This window comes from Streptomyces sp. HSS9-12 (assembly GCF_054963655.1).
On the sequence record NZ_JBUEGC010000004.1, the window covers coordinates 140,228 to 160,098 of the forward strand.

At 70.0% G+C, this 19,871-nt stretch carries 17 protein-coding genes and 2 pseudogenes; 7 read left to right on the plus strand and 12 right to left on the minus strand.

Annotation, left to right across the window (positions count from 1 at the left end; genetic code table 11):
* Positions 1-13 precede the first annotated feature (13 nt).
* The 5 genes and pseudogenes from ACY34J_RS03800 to ACY34J_RS03820 all read right to left on the minus strand — a co-directional run.
* Positions 14-544, minus strand: coding sequence for a gamma carbonic anhydrase family protein (locus ACY34J_RS03800; protein WP_462725028.1), 531 nt, complete (start codon positions 542-544; stop codon positions 14-16).
* A gap of 170 nt (positions 545-714) precedes the next feature.
* Entirely contained in the window at positions 715-1,377 is a 663-nt protein-coding gene (locus ACY34J_RS03805; RefSeq protein WP_462725029.1) for a DedA family protein, read from the minus strand.
* 93 nt (positions 1,378-1,470) lie between these two features.
* Positions 1,471-1,923 (minus strand): DUF4442 domain-containing protein, encoded by a 453-nt coding sequence (locus tag ACY34J_RS03810; RefSeq protein WP_462725030.1) that lies wholly within the window; start codon positions 1,921-1,923, stop codon positions 1,471-1,473.
* A 98-nt stretch (positions 1,924-2,021) separates the two neighbouring features.
* The gene (locus ACY34J_RS03815) at positions 2,022-2,867 is read right to left on the minus strand and encodes a spermidine synthase (RefSeq protein ID WP_462725031.1); all 846 of its coding nucleotides are present in this window, start codon (positions 2,865-2,867) and stop codon (positions 2,022-2,024) included.
* A gap of 79 nt (positions 2,868-2,946) precedes the next feature.
* A pseudogene (locus ACY34J_RS03820) lies at positions 2,947-3,612 on the minus strand (GTP-binding protein); the annotation flags it as partial.
* Between the two features lie 317 nt (positions 3,613-3,929).
* On the opposite strand from ACY34J_RS03820, the gene ACY34J_RS03825 reads away from it, so the two are divergent.
* On the plus strand, positions 3,930-4,631 hold the full coding sequence (locus ACY34J_RS03825) for a TVP38/TMEM64 family protein (RefSeq protein ID WP_462725032.1): 702 nt from the start codon (positions 3,930-3,932) through the stop codon (positions 4,629-4,631).
* A 373-nt stretch (positions 4,632-5,004) separates the two neighbouring features.
* Here ACY34J_RS03825 and ACY34J_RS03830 read toward each other — a convergent pair whose 3' ends face one another.
* The 5 genes and pseudogenes from ACY34J_RS03830 to ACY34J_RS03850 all read right to left on the minus strand — a co-directional run.
* Positions 5,005-6,144, minus strand: a complete 1,140-nt coding sequence (locus ACY34J_RS03830) for a CapA family protein (RefSeq protein ID WP_462725033.1) — start codon at positions 6,142-6,144, stop codon at positions 5,005-5,007.
* Positions 6,145-6,250: 106 nt separating this feature from the next.
* Entirely contained in the window at positions 6,251-6,877 is a 627-nt protein-coding gene (locus ACY34J_RS03835; protein ID WP_462725034.1) for a flavin reductase family protein, read from the minus strand.
* Between the two features lie 505 nt (positions 6,878-7,382).
* Entirely contained in the window at positions 7,383-7,517 is a 135-nt protein-coding gene (locus ACY34J_RS03840) for a hypothetical protein (protein ID WP_462725035.1), read from the minus strand.
* A gap of 640 nt (positions 7,518-8,157) precedes the next feature.
* Positions 8,158-10,440 (minus strand): NACHT domain-containing protein, encoded by a 2,283-nt coding sequence (locus ACY34J_RS03845; RefSeq protein WP_462725036.1) that lies wholly within the window; start codon positions 10,438-10,440, stop codon positions 8,158-8,160.
* A 394-nt stretch (positions 10,441-10,834) separates the two neighbouring features.
* Positions 10,835-10,978 (minus strand): annotated as a pseudogene (locus ACY34J_RS03850) (flavin reductase family protein); the annotation flags it as partial.
* 417 nt (positions 10,979-11,395) lie between these two features.
* Between ACY34J_RS03850 and ACY34J_RS03855 the strand changes: the two are divergent.
* The gene (locus tag ACY34J_RS03855; protein ID WP_462725037.1) at positions 11,396-11,656 is read left to right on the plus strand and encodes a DUF4235 domain-containing protein; all 261 of its coding nucleotides are present in this window, start codon (positions 11,396-11,398) and stop codon (positions 11,654-11,656) included.
* A 75-nt stretch (positions 11,657-11,731) separates the two neighbouring features.
* Here ACY34J_RS03855 and ACY34J_RS03860 read toward each other — a convergent pair whose 3' ends face one another.
* Complete coding sequence (locus tag ACY34J_RS03860) at positions 11,732-13,237, minus strand: fibronectin type III domain-containing protein (RefSeq protein ID WP_462725038.1); 1,506 nt, start codon at positions 13,235-13,237, stop codon at positions 11,732-11,734.
* 332 nt (positions 13,238-13,569) lie between these two features.
* Between ACY34J_RS03860 and ACY34J_RS03865 the strand changes: the two genes are divergently transcribed.
* The 5 genes from ACY34J_RS03865 (at position 13,570) to ligD (ending at position 18,814) form a co-directional block, all read left to right on the plus strand.
* Positions 13,570-14,145, plus strand: a complete 576-nt coding sequence (locus tag ACY34J_RS03865) for a 2Fe-2S iron-sulfur cluster-binding protein (protein ID WP_462725039.1) — start codon at positions 13,570-13,572, stop codon at positions 14,143-14,145.
* A complete protein-coding gene (locus ACY34J_RS03870; protein ID WP_462725040.1) occupies positions 14,142-15,140 on the plus strand; it encodes an FAD binding domain-containing protein in 999 nt (332 codons plus the stop codon). Before ACY34J_RS03865 ends, ACY34J_RS03870 begins: the two co-directional genes overlap by 4 nt.
* Positions 15,137-17,263, plus strand: coding sequence for a xanthine dehydrogenase family protein molybdopterin-binding subunit (locus tag ACY34J_RS03875; protein WP_462725041.1), 2,127 nt, complete (start codon positions 15,137-15,139; stop codon positions 17,261-17,263). The genes ACY34J_RS03870 and ACY34J_RS03875 overlap by 4 nt, the downstream gene beginning before the upstream one ends.
* A 154-nt stretch (positions 17,264-17,417) precedes the next feature.
* The gene (locus ACY34J_RS03880; RefSeq protein WP_462725042.1) at positions 17,418-17,807 is read left to right on the plus strand and encodes a DUF6343 family protein; all 390 of its coding nucleotides are present in this window, start codon (positions 17,418-17,420) and stop codon (positions 17,805-17,807) included.
* Complete coding sequence (gene ligD, locus ACY34J_RS03885) at positions 17,804-18,814, plus strand: non-homologous end-joining DNA ligase (protein ID WP_462725043.1); 1,011 nt, start codon at positions 17,804-17,806, stop codon at positions 18,812-18,814. Before ACY34J_RS03880 ends, ligD begins: the two co-directional genes overlap by 4 nt.
* On the opposite strand, the gene ACY34J_RS03890 is transcribed toward ligD, so the two are convergent.
* Positions 18,714-19,808: an SDR family oxidoreductase gene (locus tag ACY34J_RS03890; protein WP_462725044.1), complete on the minus strand. Its 1,095-nt coding sequence runs from the start codon at positions 19,806-19,808 to the stop codon at positions 18,714-18,716. The genes ligD and ACY34J_RS03890 overlap by 101 nt on opposite strands.
* Between the last annotated feature and the right edge of the window lie 63 nt (positions 19,809-19,871).

Consider the following 19,871-nt stretch of genomic DNA (forward strand, 5'->3'; position numbering starts at 1 on the left):
ACCAAGGGGCTCGTCAGCCGTCCAGGGCCTCGCGGTGTGCCTTCGCCAGACCCAGGTAGACCGCCGCATTGAGCTGGATGTGCTCGCGCTCCTCGTGGGTGAGTTCGCGCTTGACCTTGGCGGGGACTCCGGCCACCAGAGAGCCGGGCGGCACCCGCATGCCCTGCGGGACGAGAGCCTGTGCCGCGACCAGCGACCCCTTGCCGATCAGCGCTCCGTTGAGGACCGTAGCGCCCATGCCGATCAGGACCTCATCCTCGACGGTGCACCCGTGCAGGACGGCGTTGTGTCCCACGGACACCCGCTCGCCGACGGTGACCGGGAAACCCGGGTCGACATGTACGGTGCAATTGTCTTGAACGTTGCTGTCGGCGCCGATGACGATCGGACCGCCGTCGGCTCGCAGCACCGTCTGGTACCAGACACTGGCGCCCGGAGCCATCGTGACGTCACCGAGCACGACCGAGGTCGGTGCGGTGAACGCCGCCGGATCGATCTTCGGTTCCTTGCCGCCCACGCCCGCGATCAACGCCCGTTCTGCCATCGCCGTCTCCTCACCGCTCCCTTGCCGCGCCCAACCGCACCGTAAGCGACCAGACGCGAGTCCGTGGCCTTCCTGGGGTGAAGATCACAAGGAGGCTCGTCCTCGGCAACGACACCGCAGGTCCGCATCCGCCCACCGCGAGGCTAGGGGGGCTGTGCTCGTGGGCGGGTTCAGTCGCCGGACGGGACGGAGACCGTCGCCTCGGCTTCCGTCGCCGAGGTCTGAGACGCCGCGACCTTCTTGGCGCGGTTCTTCATGACGAGCATCGAGACGAGGCCGACCAGCAGTGCCACGACCAGCCCCAGCCAGGAGAACCGCTTGAGCCACGCCTCGGCCACGACACCGACGACGTAGATCACGGCGGTGGTCCCGCCGGCCCATACGATCCCGCCGAGCACGTTGGCGATCGCGAACTTCCAGTACGGCATGCGCAGGACGCCCGCCAGGGGCCCGGCGAAGATCCGCAGCAGGGCGACGAAGCGGCCGAAGAACACCGCCCACATACCCCACCGCTCGAAGGACCGCTCCGCGGACGCGACCTGGCTCGGCCCGAAGTGCTTGGGGAACCTCGCGCCGAGCCGGGCCAGCAGCGGCCTGCCGCCCCTGCGGCCGATCGCGTAGCCGATGGAGTCGCCCACGATGGCGCCCGTGCTGGCGCACGCACCCAGCACCACGGGGTCTATTTCGCCGTTCTGGGAGGCCAGCAGCGCGGAGCTGACGAGGATGATCTCGCCGGGAAGCGGGATGCCAAGGCTCTCCAGGCCGATGACCAGCCCGACCAGCAGGTAGATGCTGAGCGGCGGCACGGTCTCGAGCCACTCCTGGACATGCAAGGCGCTTCCTCCCCGAGTGCTGGCCCCTGGTGCCCGACGCTCATGCCGCCAGGCGGTCCCGGGCAGCCTACTGGATCCGGGTGAAAACCCTGCTCAGCTGTTGGGGCGAAGGGTCCAGACGATCGACATCTCGCCGGTGACGGCGCCGTCCTCGCGGGTGATGGCGACCTCCACGGGGAACTCGGGGCGCTTGCCCGCGTCGAGCTCCGCGACGACCTCGGCCGCCGGGCGGCCGAGCCGGGCGGTGGCGGTGACCGGGCCCATGGCCAGCTTCCTGTAGCCGATCTCGGCGCGGACGGCGAGCGGCACGGCCCGCTGCAGCTGGTCGCCGAAGGCCGCGAGCACGATCGCACCGCTGGCGGACTCGGCAAGCGTGAACATCGCGCCGGCGTGCGGGCCGCCGACGTGGTTGTGGAAGTCGGGCTGGTCGGGGAGCCGGACCACGGCGCGCTCCGCGGTGGTCTCGGTGAACTCGAGGTTCAGGGTGCGGGCCATGGGTACGGTGGCCGCCAGCATTTCGCCGATCGACGGCAGAGTCTCGGGCATGCGGTCACGTTACCAGCGGGTAGCTTCATTGGGGAGGGGCTTGTCGGCGGCACCTTTGCAGGTCGCGGGGCCGGACCGACTCTTCCCTGGCGCCGGTCTCAGCCGATCCCGAAGGCGCCGTCCGGTGGCTCCGGGGAGGGCACCGCGTCGCAGTCGTGGACCGGCGCGGCCCCCGCGCAGAGATCCTTGAGGGAGGGTCCGTACTCGACCCGGGCCGGGAAGGCGTCGGCGGCGCTCCGGCGGGCCAGCGCGTCGACGGGCAGCCCGGCCCGCGAGGCCACCAGCACGGTGTTGCCGAAACGGCGGCCGCGCAGCACCGATGGCTCGACGATCAGGCACAGCTGCTCGAAGACGGCGGCGAACGTGGCGAGTTGGGAGCGGAGAAAGGCGAACGGCGCGCCGTCGGCGAGATTCGCCGCGTACACGCCAGCCGTACGCAGCACCCGCGCGGCTGCCTCGGCGTACTCCACCGACGTCAGATGCGCGGGCACCCGGGAGCCGCCGAAGACGTCGGCGACCAGCACATCGGCCGAGCCGGCCGGGGCCTGTTCGAGCCAGGCCCTGGCGTCAGCGCCGTGCAGGGTGATGTCCGCGCCCGCGGGCAGCGGCAGATGTTCCGTGACCAGGGCGAGCAGCCCGCGATCGGCCTCGATCACGGTCTGGCGGGAGCCGGGACGGGTGGCGGTCACATAACGGGGCAGGGTGAGCGCGCCGCCGCCGAGGTGGAGGATGTCCAGCGGCTGCTCGGTCGGCGCGACCGTGTCCAGGACGTGCGCGAGCCGCCGCGCGTACTCGAACTCCAGATGTGCGGGGTCGTCGAGGTCGACGTATGACTGGGGCGCACCGTCCACGGTGAGCAGCCAGGCGCGCGACCGGTCCACGTCCGGCATCAGCTTCGCGTCACCGCGGTCCACTGCCCGGGTCACCGGTATCGGCTCGTTCACCGTCTCATTGTGCCGGGCCGGCCCCTCGGCCGGTGCGTCAGCCGTCGAGCCGGCACCGGCATACGGACGTCGGCGGTGGGCCCGGGACTCGTATGACGTTCTCCACCCGGAGCAGGAACGGCGCATCGGTGGAGCGCACCGGCATCGGTACGTACGTGTCGACGGCGTCGAGCAGCGCCTCGATCGCCCCCGTCCAGCGCGGGTCACCGTCCAGCGCGCGCAACCCGGAGACCCGTACGACCGGCGCCCGGTCCCCGTCGTAGCCATGCGCCGACAACAGCTCCCGTACCTCGAGCTCGACCAGGTCCGTCAGGTCGGGGTCAGCGGCGTCGGCCTTGTTGAGGGCGATGACGATGTGCTCGACGCCGACCTGGCGGGCCAGCAGCACGTGCTCGGCGGTTTGCGGCATGACGCCGTCCTGCGCCGAGACGACGAGAATCGCCCCGTCGAGCTGCGCCGCGCAGGTGACCATGTTCTTCACGTAGTCGGCGTGGCCCGGCATGTCGACGTGCGTGTAGTGCCGGGTGTCGGTCTCGTACTCGACGTGCGCGATGTTGATGGTGATGCCGTGCGCGGCCTCCTCCGGCGCCCGGTCGATCCGGTCGAACGGCACAAAGGTGCCGGAGCCGCGGGCGCTGAGCACTTTGGTGATCGCGGCGGTCAGCGTGGTCTTGCCGTGGTCGACGTGGCCCATGGTGCCGATGTTGAGGTGCGGCTTGGCGCGCACATATGCCTGCTTGGGCATGGTTCCTTCCTCGGATGCGTTGCGGAGCGGGACCCCTGGGCCTGGCCGACCCTCCCCCTGTGGGGTCCGCCGGACGATCCGGGGAGGGTCAGCTTCGGGCACCGTCGCAGGCGGCGGCAGCAACTGCCGAGGCGTACGGGGCAGCCTCCAGCGCGTCCGCGACCGCGGACGAGACGGAGGTGAAGGCGTGCCGGAACATGTCCTGAATAATCGCGGCACAGAGTTCCGCCCGTCCAACGATTTTGTGTTCAGGACCTGTTCAGGCGCCGTGCCGGTGGTGACGGCGATCAGTCATCTTCGTCGGTTACCCTCCCCGAATGCTTGACCCTGCACCGCAGCCCGCCGGCCTCACCACCCGGTGGACCAAGGCGCTTTTGTCCCCATGGGCCCGGTTCGCCCTGCTTGTCGCGCTGATCGCGGCGGCGGGGACGGCCGTCGTCCTCTTCGAGCCGCAGCGGCTGCTGGCCGGCGGCTGGCCGCCGCATGTCTCGGGTGGTTCGGCGGTGGTGCTGTTCTCCGTGGCGTACGGGCTGTGCACCGCCGCCATGGTGCCCCGCCCGGTCCTCAACGTCGCGGCGGGCGCGCTGTTCGGCTCGCAGTTCGGGCTGGCGGCTGCCATGGCCGGTACGGTGCTGGGCGCCGGCATCTGCTTCGGCCTCGGGCGGGTCCTCGGGCAGGACGCGCTGCGCCCGCTGCTGCGCGGCCGCTGGTTGGCCGCGGCCGACCGGCAGCTGAGCCGGCACGGATTCCGTTCGATGATGGCGGTGCGACTGTTTCCGGGAGTGCCGTTCGCCATGTCCAACTACTGCGCTGCCGTGTCCCGGGTGGGCTGGCTGCCGTTCCTGCTGGCGACGACCCTGGGGAGCGTGCCGAACACGGCGGCGTACGTCGTCGCGGGCAGCCGTGCCTCGGCGCCCACCTCGCCGGCGTTTCTCGTCGCGATGGGCTTCATCGCGGTGACTGGGCTCGCCGCGGTGGTGGTGGCGTGGCGCAAGCGCGCACGTCTGCGGGCGCGCTGAGGCGCACTCATCATCGTGGCTGACGGCATTGAGCAGGGTTGTGCGCGCTCGGTCCGCCTGGGCGATGGGGCGGGCCTGTTCGGGGAACAGACCGAATTTCTCCTGATCCTCCCCCAACGCCGTTTATGGCTGTCCGCCGACTTCGTGATCGGCGGCTCGATACGTACCATCAATGGCCATCATTGGCGGCTGACGGCGACCGTCGTCGTAGGTGTCGTGCTCGGCGACGCGGAACGAGTACGGCGGCCGCCACCATGCGGCGCGCTGCCCGGCATCGTGATCTTCGCGCTGGTCGGGGCGGGCGAGCTCAGCCCGTACGCGGCGGACTCGACGGCCGGAGTCCGCACCGCCCCTCCCTGTCAGCGTGCTTCCGTCACTGCCCCTCCCGCAGGGAATCCTTGGCCGCACCCCGGCTCAGCACGGCCTCGCGCACCCGCTTCCATACCTCGGGGAAACGTTTCTGCGTAGCGGTGACCACCCGGAACGGCGGGCCCTTGTCGGAGTGCTCGACCAGGAACTCGGCCTTGGAGACCGTCCAACGGCCATCCTGGCTCGGAGAAAAGGTGAAGCGGCCTATCGAGCCCTCGTTCCCGCGGTACTTCGCGTCGACGAAGCTCGCCACCTGGTCCCCGAGCCCGTACACCACCCAGGTGCCATTGACCTTCTCGTACGCCTGGGGCACATGGTTGTGGGTACCGATGATCAGGTCGATGTCGGGGCGGCCCGCCGTGCGGGCCGCGGTCAGCTTCCGCGCCACGTCCAGCTGCTGCTTGTCGGGCTCCTGCTGCCACTCGGTGCCCCAGTGCAGACTGACGAGGACCACATCGGCACCGGCATGGCGGGCGGCTCGTGCGTCGGCCACGATCCGGTTGGGGTCGATGACGTTCACCGCCCACGGCTTCCCCTTGGGCAGGGGTATGCCGTTCGTGCCGTAGGTGTACGAGAGATGGGCGACCTGTGCACCGCCCGCGCGCAGCAGATTGGGGCGCGCGGCCTCGGCGGCGCTGCGGGCCGAGCCCGCGTGCCGGACGCCCGCGGCGTCCAGCTTGTCGAGGGTGCGTTCCACCCCATCGGCGCCGCCGTCCAACGTGTGATTCGAAGCGGTCGAGCAGCTGTCGTAGCCGGTGTTCCGCAGGCCCTGCGCGACCTCGGGCGGGGAATGGAAGGTCGGATAGCCGGTGAAGGGGCCCTCGGGCGGGGCGTACGGCGTCTCCATGTGGCATATCGCCAGGTCGGCGGAGGCCACGACGGGCTTGATCCCGGCCAGTATTCGGCTGAAGTCGTGTCCGGAGCCGTCTGCGTCATCGGCCGCCTGCCGGATGATCGACGGGTACGGGATGACGTCCCCGGTGGCCACGACAGTGAAGGGGCGCCGCTCGGTCGCGGCCGTCGGCGGCGCGGACTTGCGGACAGCGGCGATTCCGCCCGTCGACGCGTCCTGCCCCGAGCAGGCCGCGAGCGCGCCGAGCGCCAGCCCTGCGATGGCCAGCCTCGTACGCCGGGATATCAGCATGCGGGTATCTCCTTGCCTCGGCTACGTCTCTTCGCAGCGTGTACCGAGGCGGACAAACCCGACAGCCGAGAGGCCTCCCGGCTGGGCCGACAGGGCTAAAGGGTCATCAGCGGGTCATGCCGCCGGCCCCGTCGGCCCAATCCGCGTAGCGGATGCGGGAGATCTCCAGTACGTCGCCGAGCGTGGCCCACTCGTCCTTGCCGAGGCGGGTCAGCGGCCGGAGCTTCGTCACCTCCGGATGTCCGTCGACCATGACCTCTTCGGCGACCGCCGCGTGGATGACGCGGCCGAAGACGACCGTGGAGTCACCGAGGCAGACCGTGCTGTGCAGCCGGCACTCGAGGGCCACCGGGGAGTCCGCCACCCGCGGGGCCTTGACCCGGACGCTGGGCTCTTGGGCCACTCCGACCGCGTCGAACTCGCTGACGCCGGGCGGGAAGTCCGTGGCCGTGGCGTTGATCTGCTCGAAGAGGTGTTGCGGCGCGAGATTCACCACGAACTCGGCGGTCTCCTCGATGTTGCGCAGCGAGTCCTTCCGGCCGACCGAGGTGAACTGCACGACCGGGGGTGCCACACAGGAGATGGTGAAGAACGAGTGCGGGGCCAGGTTGGGAACAAAGCCGTCTCGTCCCACCGTGGAGACCCACGCGATGGGGCGAGGCACGACCACCGAGGTCAGGAGCTTGTAGAAGGAGTTCCGGTCCATGCCGTCGGGGTCAAAGTCGATACGCATGGCTGCCAGTATCCACACCGGAACGGAGCAGGCTAACGGCGGATCGACGGCCTGGCCCAGCTCCCATGTTCTCTCGCAGCCCGGATATCTTCCGGTTCGAGCCTGCGAGCATGTGGAAGTAGTCCTCTTCCGTGAGCCCCATGTGACTGTGTGGCTCACCGGTTCGGAAACGCCGCCGACAACGGGGTGCGCTGATGCTCGCAGTTCCCAGGGCGCCGAGCCGGAGCCAGCCAGGCGGGGGCGTGCGGCCGAAGACGCCCCTTCCCTCTCCGGCGTCGGGCTCGGGGCGTGACGGTCGGACGTGCCGCGGCCACGGGCACCACGCCCCCTGCCATAGCTGGCCGAATCCGGTGAGGCAGCCTGGTCGGCGTACGCGGCGAAAGCGCGAAGAGCCAGAAACAGCGGCCTCGCGCTCACCTCCTTCTCACACACCAGGGCAAGCGGGGAGAGCCCCAGCCAACGCCCGAGATCCTCGCCCACCATTCGCTCCCGCAGTTGCGCTCCGTCAGGTGCCGGAGAACTGCTGGCACACCTCGCCACCGTAGTCGGACTTCAGGCGGCCGCACTCGTACTTCGGCCACAGCTTGCCGCCGCGGCCGCGCGGTAGTGCACGGTCATGCGCGTGTTGCAGTGTCCGCACCAGATCACTCCGGCCAGCAGCGCCGGCCCGTCACGCAACGCGCCCATAATCAAAGAGCGTGCCCGGTTCGCCTCGATCCTGGCCAGGCTGCGCTCGTGCCGTTCGAGGCTGATATAGGCTGTCGCCGTTCCTTGAACCGTGACCCCCCTTCGGTCGATGAAAAGTGACCCCTTCCGTGATCATGTGATCAGTCTGGCTCCATGAGGGCCAGGTGGAAGAGGTGATCCGTGTGGAGGACTGGGCTGAGATCGGGCGGCTCCACCGCGCGGAGGGCATGTCGACGGGTCGGTGCGGCTGCGTCCATAGACGAACACGCTGGCACAGGCCGAGTGCCGGAGCATGTTCTGTATCACGATCCGGCTCGGGCGACGCCATTCTAGATGCCCCTTTCCCAGCGGGCTCGCACGCCAATCTGGATGCCATGGCCAACCCAGGAAGCGCAGCACCGCGTTGATGGTGGCCAACTCGTCGAACAAGGAATACGAGGCGTACGAGGGTTTGCAGCTGCTCGTCGGGGGGCCTTGACGACCTGCCCGTCCGTCAGGCGGACATAACCGATGGGCAGGGGAACGGCGAGTTTGCCGCGGCGGGCCTTGGCGATCCGTCCGTTCCACCCGCGTTCCGCGCAATTCGCGGCTCTTCACTGGGCGGTAGGAGGCTGAGGCCGGATGGCGAGGTGGTGTTGCAGTTCGCGGTGCCGGAACTGCCAGGCGTCGCCCGCACCGCGCAGAATCCCGAGTTGCTGGCAGTGGTGGAGGAACCGACCCAGCCGCCACGGAAGTTGGCCGCGCACACAGCACAGGAAAGCGATGTAGCGCAGCGCTAACGCGCCCCCGATGTTGAACGCGGGGAGGATGATGCCGAACGCGGGGGCGAGCGCAAGTCCGAGACACAGCCCGGCTGACAGGCCGCCTGTGAACCCCAGCCCAAGGGCAAGTCCGAGCCCGAATCCGTCTGCAAGCGCAAGCGCGAGTCCGAACCCGAGCCATTGGATGAGGTCGGCGCGGACCACGTCGCGGGGATCGCTGACGCGGATGTCCTCGTGATTGATCAGGCCCATCACGAGCGCAGCAAATGTTCCGGCCGTGACCCCATATGCGATCCCGGCCGCGAGCCCGTAATGAGGCGCGAACAAGAACCAGCCAATGAGCCCGCCTGCGGCGGCCCCGAGCGTGAGCGCGAGCGCTAGGCGTAGGTATCCGGCTGGTGCGCGCAGGTGCCGGAGGTTGATCCGGTCGCCGGGCTTAGGCCAGGGGCGCCCGGCCACCGCTACGGCAGCCCACGGCACGACCGGCACCAGTACGCCCACCTGGCCGGCGATGCTGGCATCGGTCAGGGCTGGCAGTGGGGCTGCTGCGACGACCGGGGCGGCGGCAGTCAGTAACCGGTCGACTCGGCGTACGCGGCGTACACCGCCCAGCGGCCATAGCTGGTCTAGGGCGATGTCCGTGCCGGACAACACGCGACCGACGACCGTACGGGCCGGCCGACGGCCGGGCGGAGTGTTGGCCTCGAGGTGGGCGGCGAGCATGGCCAGGCGACGCCAGGTGACCTCCGGGTCCAACCGGGCGGCCTTCAAAGCCGGATGATCCCGGTCGGTACTGCGGCGGGGAGCATGAATCGCGGCGCCGATGAAGTGGTCCAGCAGGTAGCCGTCGAGGCTGCCGGCCGCGGCGAGCGTGAGCATGTCCGCAGGATCACGCAGGTCCCCGCCGGAGGCATTGGGCTCTTGAAAGACCGTCGCGGCCAGCGTCAGGCGCCACGGGCTGTCCAGTGCGCGCCGCAAGGCCACCGTTTCCCTGCTCGCCGCGCTTGGGGAGACCCTGCCTGCCCCCGCCAGCGCGCGGCCCCGCAGCCTCGGCCGCGCCCCGGTCGCTCCGCTGCTGCTGCCGGAGGCAGCCCCAGCAGAGCCTCTTCCCTCTTCGCTGTTCCCGGCAGGGTCCGGTTCGAGGACGTTCAGCACGGCCTGCCAGCGCGCACGGTGGTGGGGGTCCTGGGCCACACGGTTGAGGAGGTAGTCGTGGGCCTGGGCTGGGGTTACGCGTCCGAGGGTGAGCACGGCGACGGTGCGGGCCTGCGCCCCTGCCGACCTGAGCGCCTTGTACTGGGCGCGGCGGCAGGTCAGGACTACCGGCGCGGTCTCGTAATCGTTGACTGCAGCCATCAGCTTCGCGGGGCGAGAGTCGGCCTGAAGGCGCCGAGCGCGGTCCATCTCGTCAACGCCGTCGATAACGGGCAGCACCAGCCGGGCGGCCACGAGGGCGTCCGCCTCGCGCCGGCGCACCCTAAGGACGTCGGTCAGATGCTGGGCCAGCCAGGCGTCGATGCTGCCTCCGGGCCAAGCCGGGGCGGACAGCCGCACCGGCACGGGAACCAGGGGGTGCTCGACGTGTCCCTGGGCCAAATCAAATGCCAGTTTCACGGCCGCCACAGTTTTGCCTACGCCTGCGTCCCGGTCGGCATCCGATCCGCTGACCGCTCCCGGGCTGCCGGTGATGACCAGACGTCCTGGCTGCAGTTGTCGGTAAAAGTGGGCGATCCTCTTCATACTCCATCCACCTGCGGCGTCAGCGTCCGCACATGTTCCACCGTCGATCACAGCCGGCGGGACGTCCACCGCCCCGCTGGCCGTTACGGTGAAGCCGACATCGATCAGCGCTCCTAGGCTGCCACCCAGCAGTTGCCGCAGCGCATCTTCCTCCGCCCGCGCCACCTTCACGGCCAACCGGCGCGCAACCGCCTGCGGATCCATCTCCGGCCCAGTCCGCCGCCAAATAAACCCCGACAGCACCAGGGACGCCGTGCCGCCGACCGCGCCTACCACGCTTGAAATCTTGTCAGCGACGTCGAACCCGTCCTTCACCGATCCCAGCGCGACGAATAAGCCGATCACGCCGACAACAGCCAGCACCGCCGCCACCACGCGCGCTGCGCGCCTCAGACTCCCCATGGCGTGTAATCTTGCCGCTCTACTTGGCTTGCCTTGCCAGAGTCACCGAACCGCAACCTGGCTCCGTCGGTCTTGGCCCTGGTGCTGCGCTACGGAAGGTTGACCCTGCCGTCTACAGGTCGGTGCACGCCCAGGCGCAAACGACCGCCGCCATGAAGAGCGGCGCGGTATCCGCACGCCGCCCCCGGCCCGGGTGGTGCGTCGTGCTTCGGGCAGGTGCAGCCAATGGTCAATGAGCGCCGACCGTCCCTTGCCGAAGTGCTCGGCCATCCCGGGTAACCATCGGGATCTGGCGGCGGACGGCCCAATCCTTGTCACACCGCCTGAGCCGGGCTAACGTCTCAGCGACTCGATACCGCTTTCCTCAGAACTTCGCAGGGGCCAGGTTGGCCGTGACGCCCTCCCGGTCGACCGTGGACACCCAGGCGATCGGCCGGGGCACGACGGTGGCGGTGAGCAGTCGGTAGAAGGCGGTGCGGTCGCACTGCTCAGGGTCGAAGTCGATACGCATGGCTGCCAGTATTCCCGGAGGCGGCCACGCATCCCAACGGCGGGTGGCGGCTTCACCCAGCCCCGAGTCCGCGGTCGGCCTCTCCGCATCCCGCAGGCGAAGGCAACGTCAGCCGATGGTGCGGAGGCGGAGAATCGAGTGCCTGTTCCGACCAGTCTCCGTCCTTGTGCACGCAGGCGCCGACCGAGAGCGGTTCCACATTCGACCCGCTCGGATTGCTGGAGTCGCTCGTGCTGCCGGCAATCAAGCCGAGCCCGAACAGACCGATTCCCAGTCGCGGCAGCGTCGCCCTGGCACGTCGTTCGTCGGCGTGGGGCCAGGAGCGAGCACTGCCCGCGGGTCAGCGGGCCGCGAACGGGTACTTGGCCCTTTCGCAGTACGGGCCGGCTGTCCCGATGAGCTGGAGGGGAGTTGATCATGGGAAAGTTGCTCTGCAAGCCGCTCGGCATGCTGTCCGGCGCCCTCGGCGGCCTGGTGGCGGGTGCCATCTTCAAGCAGGTGTGGAAGGTGGTCGGGGGCGAGAAAGAGGCTCCGAAGGCGACCGATGAGGGGAGCAGCTGGCGGGTGGTGCTGTCGGCAGCTGCGCTGCAAGGTGCCGTCTTCGCCGTAGTGAAGGCAGCGGTGGACCGCGGCCAGGCCGCAGGCGTACGACACCTGACGGGCACCTGGCCCAGTTGACGCATATGTGGACCTGCTCTGTGGACCTGCCGCGCCGAGGCCGGCCGGGCACGGCACTCGGCGCGGCAGCCTGCGTCAGAAGGCAGCTCTCACACCGACTCGCTGGGACCCCGAGACGTTCGTTCCGTCGGTGACCCTGATCCGGTACTGGTGCCGGGAACCGGGAGCCACCTTATCTGTGTAGTACATCCGCGGACGGTTCCAGAAGGTGGACCGCAGGCGGTGGGAGGTCAGGAATTCGCCGTCGCGGTAGATCCGGTACGTCAGGACCGCGTCATCCCGGTCCCAAGTGGCGCGCCATGAGAGCGTCACCCGGCCCGTCCGCTGGCTGGACACGGAGAGTGCCGGCGCCCTCGGTGCGCCCCTGTCGGGGCCGGCTTGGAAGCGGGTGAGGCCCTGCTGCGGTTGGCCGTTGACCGTGGTGAACTCACCACCGGCCCACAGAATGCCCTTGGCCATCACCATGGCACGGGGTCCCAGGTGCTCACCGAGGCCACCGTTGGTGTCAGGAAACCAGTGCAGGATGGACCTGTCGCCGGTGGACTGGGCCAGGAAGTGCTGGCGTCTGCCGTCGGGGAAGCCGCCCGGGGTCGTGCTGCAGTCGTGGGCGTGCGAAGCGCTGTAGAGCACCCCTTTGTAAACGACAAGGGCTTGGGTGGCCCCCAGGCAGTCGTCCCTCCAGAGCATCCTGTTGTCCGAGAGGCGGCCGGCGATGCGGCCGTCGAACCATCGCTCCCCGTTTCCCTCAGCCCCGACATAGACGTTCGTACCGTCCCTGGCGATCGCCTTGACCTGCGAGGTGAACGGCACCCAGTCATAGGTGCGGACGGGGCGGCCGGTCGCAAGATCGAGCGAGACCAGCGCATGCGACAGCCGGTGCTGCGCCCAGTGGAAGTCGCCGCCGACGATGAGCTGTCTGCGCCGTGGGTCGGCCATGATGGCCCTGACGGGCGCATCGAGGTGCACCGAGAACGGCAGCAACGCGCCTCTCGGGCTCAGGGAGGCGATGTGGTACCGGTTCCAGCCGTTGACAACGCGGAAGTCGCCGCCGAGGTAGACGGCGCTGTTCGTGGCGTCAATCGCGCGTACGGTCGCGGTGACGGTGGGCCTGAATCCCTTGCGTAGTGAGCAGTCGTCCGTGTTGAACGCCGCAGCGTTGGCGACACCGAAGCGGCCGACCCTGCCGAACGATCCACCGGCGTACAGCACTTTGCCGTCGGGTGAGGCCTTGAGCGCACGAACGGTGGCTCCGTCACGGCCGGTGAAGGGAGGCGCGCAGGGCAGCAGACGGCCCGAAGTCGCGTCGAATGCGGCGAAGTTGGTACGGCGTACCTCATGCTCGCCGGGCGCGGCGCCCGGCGGACGGACATGGTTGAACGTGCCGCCGACGTAGACGACGCCGTTCGCGTATGCCATGGCCCAGACGATTCCGTCCGTTTGCCAGGTGGCGATCGCGTCGGCGGTCACGGTCCGTCTGTCGGCTGCGCCGGAGGCCGGCGCGGTGGCAAGCGACGCAGCGGCGACGATCGCCGAGACGGCTGCGGTACTCGCGATCCTCTTGGAGGGTTTTCTCAGACGCATGAATACCCCTGGGGCATGGCGGCTATGGGCGACGACGGGGCGGCGAGTTACTCCCTCTCCCCGGGTGCACGCGGGCTCTCCGGAGACGCGATTGCGTCGGCCGCCGAAGATCAATCGCACCCAACGTCGTGGCATATCGGATGAAAAACACACTAAAGCCCATGCCTGTCGCTGCAACTCGATGGGCGGGCTCCTGTGGGCCACTTGGGAACGCCACTGCGTGCCGCGGACGTCAGGGCGACAGCGCGCTGTGCCGCTTTTGTTACCTTTAGGGCGCTTATCCGTAGACAGCGTTCCGAGGTGCGGGGCGCAGCAAGGAGTTCTCACTGGTCATGGCTGCGGAACTCGTCACCACCACTGAAATGTCACTGCGGATCAACGGCGAAGAAACCCGCCTCACCATCGACAACCGCGTCACCCTGCTCGACGTACTACGTGAGGGCCTGGGTTTGACCGGCAGTAAGAAGGGCTGCGACCACGGCCAGTGCGGTGCGTGCACAGTCCTGCTCGATGGCCGGCGCGTCAACAGCTGCCTGCAGCTGGCCGTCGCCGCGCAAGACTGCGATATCGTCACGATCGAGGGTGTCGCCGCCCTGACGCCGAGTGGTGAGCTGCATCCGCTGCAGCAGGCATTCATCGACCACGACGGCTTCCAGTGCGGCTACTGCACACCGGGCCAGATCTGTTCGGCCATTGGCGTATTGGACGAGGCCGAACGGGGCTGGCCCAGTCATGTCACAGACGACGTGGCGGCGGGCGTGGCCTCCGCGGCTGCCCTGGGCGCGGACGAGGTCCGCGAACGCATGAGCGGCAACCTGTGCCGCTGCGGTGCGTACACCGGAATTGTCGAGGCCGTTCTGGAGGCCGCGGGCACCGGCGGGCCCGCCGTCGAACGGAGCCGGCCGTGAAGCCCTTCGCCTATCAGCGCGTCACCGAACCCGAAGCGGCCGCTGCCCTCGTGGCGGACCACCCTGACGCGGTGTTCCTCGCGGGTGGCACCAACCTCGTCGACCTGATGAAACTCGGCGTCACCCGGCCGGGCGTCGTCGTGGACATCACCCGTCTTCCGTACGGCGGCATCGAGCACCGGAGGGACGGGAGCGTCTTCATCGGCGCGATGGTGTCCAACAGCGATCTCGCCGCGGACCGCGGTATCCGCGAACGCTTTCCGGTCCTCGCCCGGGCGGTCCTGTCCGGGGCCTCGGGTCAGCTACGGAACAAGGCCACCGCCGGCGGGAACCTGCTGCAGCGGACCCGCTGCCTGTACTTCCAGGACGTCACCAAGCCGTGCAACAAGCGCGAGCCCGGCACGGGCTGCTCGGCCATCGGGGGCAGCCATCGGGATCTCGGGGTCATCGGCACCTCGGACGCCTGTGTGGCGACCAACCCGTCCGACATGGCCGTGGCGTTGGCGGCGCTGGGCGCCATGGTTCACCTCAGGCTCGCCGATGGCACGGAGCGCGCCGTGCCCCTGTCGGACTTCTACCGGCTGCCCGGTGACACCCCGCACCAGGAGAACCTGGTGCGGCCCGGCGATCTCATTCGCGGTGTCGAGGTGCCTGCCCCGCCGCCGGGCGCGGCCATGGCGTTCCACAAGGTCCGCGACCGCTGGTCCTACGCCTTTGCGGTGGTCTCCCTCGCCTGCGTGGTCGCCACCGACACGGACGGGGCACTGCAGGAGATCCGGCTCGCGTTCGGTGCGGTCGCCCCGCGGCCGTGGCGAGCCTCGCACGCCGAAGACATGCTCGTCGGTCACGAGCCGACGACCAGCCGGTTGCGGGAGGCCGCGGCGGCCGAATTCGTTCAGGCGCGTCCTCTCCCCCGGAACGCGTTCAAGATCGACCTTGCCGCTGATCTGATGACGGCGGCCGTGCGCGAACTCGCGGGAGGTGAGCGGGCATGACGCTGGCCGAAGCGACTGTCGGCGCGGCGGTGAAGCGCATCGACGGCAGGGAGAAGGTCACTGGGACGGCCCTGTACGCCTACGAGTATCCGGTCCCGGACGCCGTCTACGCCTGGCCGGTGCAGTCGACCATCGCCCGCGGCCGGGTCCGTTCCGTCGATGGCCGCGACGCCCTTGCGATGCCGGGTGTCTTGTCCGTACTGGACAGCACCACGGCCCCGCGGCTCCATCCGGTGGACGCCCTCGAACTCATGATCCTGCAGTCCCCCGAGGTCGCGTACCGGGGACAGATCGTCGCCGCCGTGGTCGCGCGCACCCTGGAGGGCGCCCGCGAGGCCGCCTCGGCCGTCCACGTGGAGTACGACGCCGAGGAGCACGATGTCGTCCTCCGCCCCGACGCCCCGGGGAGCTACACCCCCGAATCCGTCAATGCCGGATTCCCGGGGGAGACGGCGAGCGGGGACGCCGCGGCCGCGCTGGCGGCGGCCCCGGTCACCGTCGACGCCAGCTACACCACCCCGGCGGAGCATGCCGCGCCCATGGAGCCGCATGCCACGATCGCCGTCTGGAGCGACGACACCCTGACCCTGTACACCGGCGACCAAGGGCCGTGGATGACGGCGGGCGCCATCGCGCAGCTCTTCGGTCTGGCGACCGAGGCGGTGCACATCGTCGCGGAGCATGTGGGTGGCGGCTTCGGATCCAAGGCGACACCGCGGCCGCCCGCCGTACTCGCGGCGCTCGCCGCCCGCGTCGTCGGGCTGCCGGTCAAGGTGGCGATGACCCGGCAGCAGATGTTCCCGCTGGTCTCCTACCGCACCCCCACGGTGCAGCGGATCCGGCTCGGCGCGGAACGGGACGGCCGGCTGACCTCGGTGTTCCATGAAGCGCTCCACCAGAGCTCGACCCTCGAGGAGTTCTGCGAGCAGACCGTCACGCCCACCCGCATGATGTACGCCGCGCCCAACCGCCTGACCACGCACCGGCTGGTGCGCCTCGATGTGCCCACCCCATCCTGGGTCCGGGCCCCTGGCGAGACGCCCGGCATGTTCGCGCTGGAGTCGGCGATGGACGAACTGGCCTACGCGCTCGGCATGGACCCGATCGAGCTGAGGGTGATCAACGAGCCGTCCGTGGACCCGGAGTCGGGACTCCCGTTCAGCAGCCGCAATCTGGTGGGGTGCCTGCGGGAGGGCGCCGCCCGCTTCGGCTGGGAGCGGCGCGACCCGACGCCAGGAGCCCGCCGGGAGGGTCGCTGGCTTGTCGGCACGGGTGTCGCCGCCGGGAACTACCCCGTCTACCTGTGGCCGGCGATGGCCACGGCCCGCGCGGAACCGGACGGCCGGTTCGTCGTCGAGATCGCCGCGGTCGACATCGGCACCGGAGCCCGTACGGCGCTCACCCAGGTGGCGGCGGACGCCCTCGGGGTGCCGATCGAGCAGGTCACCGTGAACATCGGTCGCAGTGTCTACGGATTGGCGCCCTTCGCCGGCGGCTCCATGGGCATGGCCTCCTGGGGCTGGGCCGTGGACAAGGCGTGCAGGGCGCTGACCGGCAAGCTTGCCGAGGCGTCCGGCGCGGTCCCCGCCGAGGGGCTGGAAGCCCGTGCTGACACCACCGAGGATGTGCAGGCTCAGCGGCAGTACTCCCGGCATGCCTTCAGCGCTCAGTTCGCGGAGGTCCGGGTGCACGCCGACACCGGACAGATCCGCCTGGACCGGCTGCTGGGCGTCTTCGCGGCCGGGCGGATCATCAACCCCCGTACGGCGCTGTCGCAGCTGCTCGGCGGCATGTGCATGGGCATCTCCATGGCACTGCACGAAGGGCTCGAACCCGACGAGAAACTGGGCGACTTCGCGGTCAACCGCGATTTCGCCTCATACCACATCGCCGCGAACGCCGATGTCCGGGGGCTCGAGGCGCACTGCCTCGACGAGCTGGACGAGGAACTCAACCCGCTGGGCGGCAAGGGCATCGGCGAGCTCGGCATCGTCGGTACGGCCGCCGCGATCGCGAACGCGGTCTTCCACGCCACCGGTGCCCGCCAGCGGGATCTGCCGATCACCCTGGACCGTGTACGGGCAGCGACCGGCCGTGGGGGCCAGCCGTCGATGGCGGGCTGACTGCCGTCCGCTTCCCACTCGCCGGCCGGGGGCCTTCGCGCGCACGGAGAAGCGGCTGAGGGGCCGCTCGGCCAGGCGTTTCCCGGTGTCCGGGGCGGCGCGGCGGGTACTCGGTGCGGGTTCCAGGGTGGGGGCCGGAGCGGAGGCGAGAGGCATGCGGCGAATTCTTGGCAGCCGGAGGCGGGGGCAGCGGCGTCCGGCCCGGGGCGAGGTCGTCTACGGCCCGTACCAGCCGCCGGTGAAGACGCGCCGGCGCCGCAGGGCGCATACGGGCAGCGAGCCGGTCACGGCACGCAGCGACCTGGAGCTGCGGCGGCTGCTGTCGCTGATCTTCGGCCTGCTGTTCGTTGTGGGGGCGGCCGGTTTCGCTGTCCTCGCCTGGCGGGCCTCGCCGGGAGCGGCGCCGAACCGGGACACCTTCGTCTTCTTCGCGGTGCTGTGCGTGGCCTTCGCCGCGATAGCGGCCATCGACCTGGCCGTGGTGGCGCGGCGCCTGGCGGCCGCCCGTCGTCGCTCCGAAGAATCGGGGGGCGGGCGCCGATGAGCGGGCTGCTGGACGGGCTGCCGGCCGATCAGCGGCGCCTCCTGCGCCCCGCGCCGTCGCCCGAGCAGGAGTGGGCGATCCGCCCCATGCTGGCCACGCTGACCGACCGGCGCTCCTTCGATGACAGCTGGATCTTCGAGCGGAAGCTGGACGGCGAGCGCTGCATCGCCCTGCGGAGCGAGGACCGGGTACGGCTTCTCTCCCGCAACGGCAGGCCGCTGAACGCCACCTACCCGGAGCTCGCCGACGCGGTAGCCGCCCAGTCCTGCCGGGACTTCACGGTGGACGGCGAGATCGTCGCTCTGTGGCACGGCCGCACCGACTTCGCCCGGCTGCAGCGGCGGATGCAGATCGAGGATCCGGTGGCCGCCCTGGCGACCGGCGTCGCCGTGCACTACTACCTGTTCGACCTGCTGCGCCTGGACGGCTGGGACACCACGCGGCTGCCGCTGCGTACCCGTAAGTCACTGCTGCGGCGCGCCCTGGTCTTCCGGGACCCGCTGCGCTACACCCCGCACCGCAACCAGGACGGCCGGCAGCTGCTGGACCACGCCTGTTCGCGGGGTTGGGAGGGCCTCATCGCCAAGCGCGCCGACTCCACCTACCTCCAGCGCCGCACCACCCACTGGCTCAAGCTCAAGTGCGCCGCAGGGCAGGAGTTCGTCATCGGCGGCTTCACCGAACCCACCGGCAGCCGGGTCGGCTTCGGGGCACTGCTGCTGGGCTACTACGAGGGCGGGCGGCTGCGCTATGCGGGCAAGGTGGGGACGGGCTTCGACACCGCCACACTGCGCCGGCTGCGCGAGCGCCTGGACGGGCTGCGGCAGGACCGCAAACCGTTCCACGACGAGGTCCGGGAGCGCCGGGTGCACTGGGTACGCCCGGAGTTGGTGGCGCAGATCGGCTTCACCGAGTGGACGCGCGACGGCATGCTGCGCCACCCCAGATTCCTCGGTCTGCGCGACGACAAGCGCCCGATCGAAGTGGTGCGCGAGCGCCCCGTGTGAGGGCTCTGGTGACAGCCGCCGCGGTGAGGAGACCCATGGCAGCGACCAGGCCTCGGTGCTGTGAGGCCCAGAGCTGGTAACTGCGGGGGCTGGACCTGTCGTCGAAGATTCCATGGGCGCCGTAGTCACGGCCGTCGGGACCGTCGGCCGGCTCCCACAGGTTGACCGGCTGGTCGGGGTCGCGAGGGCCGTCGGTCTGCTGGGACTCGTAGCCGGTGATGGCCAGATAGCGGTCGAGCAGACCGGGGACGAGCCGGTTGGCGATCAGCGCGCCGACGGTCGAGCCGCCCACCCAGTACTCGCGCCGCCGGGGATGGTCGGCCGCGTACAGCACGGCCCGGGCGCAGACCTCCGGCTGGTAGATGGGCGGTACCGGTTGGGGGTGGCGGGGCAGCCGGGAGAGGACCCAGCTGAACTGCGGGGTGTTGACCGCGGGCATCTGCACCATGGTGACCCGCACCTTGCTCTTGTCGTGCAGCAACTCGCAGCGCAGGGACTCGTGGAAGCCCTGCGCCGCGTGCTTGGCCGCGCAGTAGGCGGCCTGCAGGGGAATGCTGCGGTAGCACAGCGCCGAGCCGACCTGGACGATGGTGCCGCGGTCCCGGGGGAGCATATGGCTCAGCGCCACCTGCGTGGCGTGGACGTAGCCGAGGTAGGTGACCTCGATGACTCGTTTGAACTCCTCCGGCCGCACCTCGGTCACCGGGGCGAAGACCGAGGTGAAGGCGTTGTTGACCCATACGTCGATGGGGCCGAGTTCCTGCTCGACCCGCCGTGCCGCGTCGGCCAGTTGTTCATGGTCGGCGGTGTCCAGCAGGATCGGCAGGGCGGTGCCGCCCACTGCCCGGATCTCGCCGGCGGCGCCTTCCAGGCCGCGCTCACCGCGCGCCAGCAGGGCCACCTTCGCTCCGCGGGCACCGAAGGCCCGTGCCGTGGCGCGGCCGATTCCGGCACTCGCGCCCGTCACCACCACGACCTGGGGACTCTCGCTCATGTGACTGGTCCCTTCCGAGGTGTGCCAATCCCGCAGAACGGCGTTCTCCAGTGCGTCGGTTAC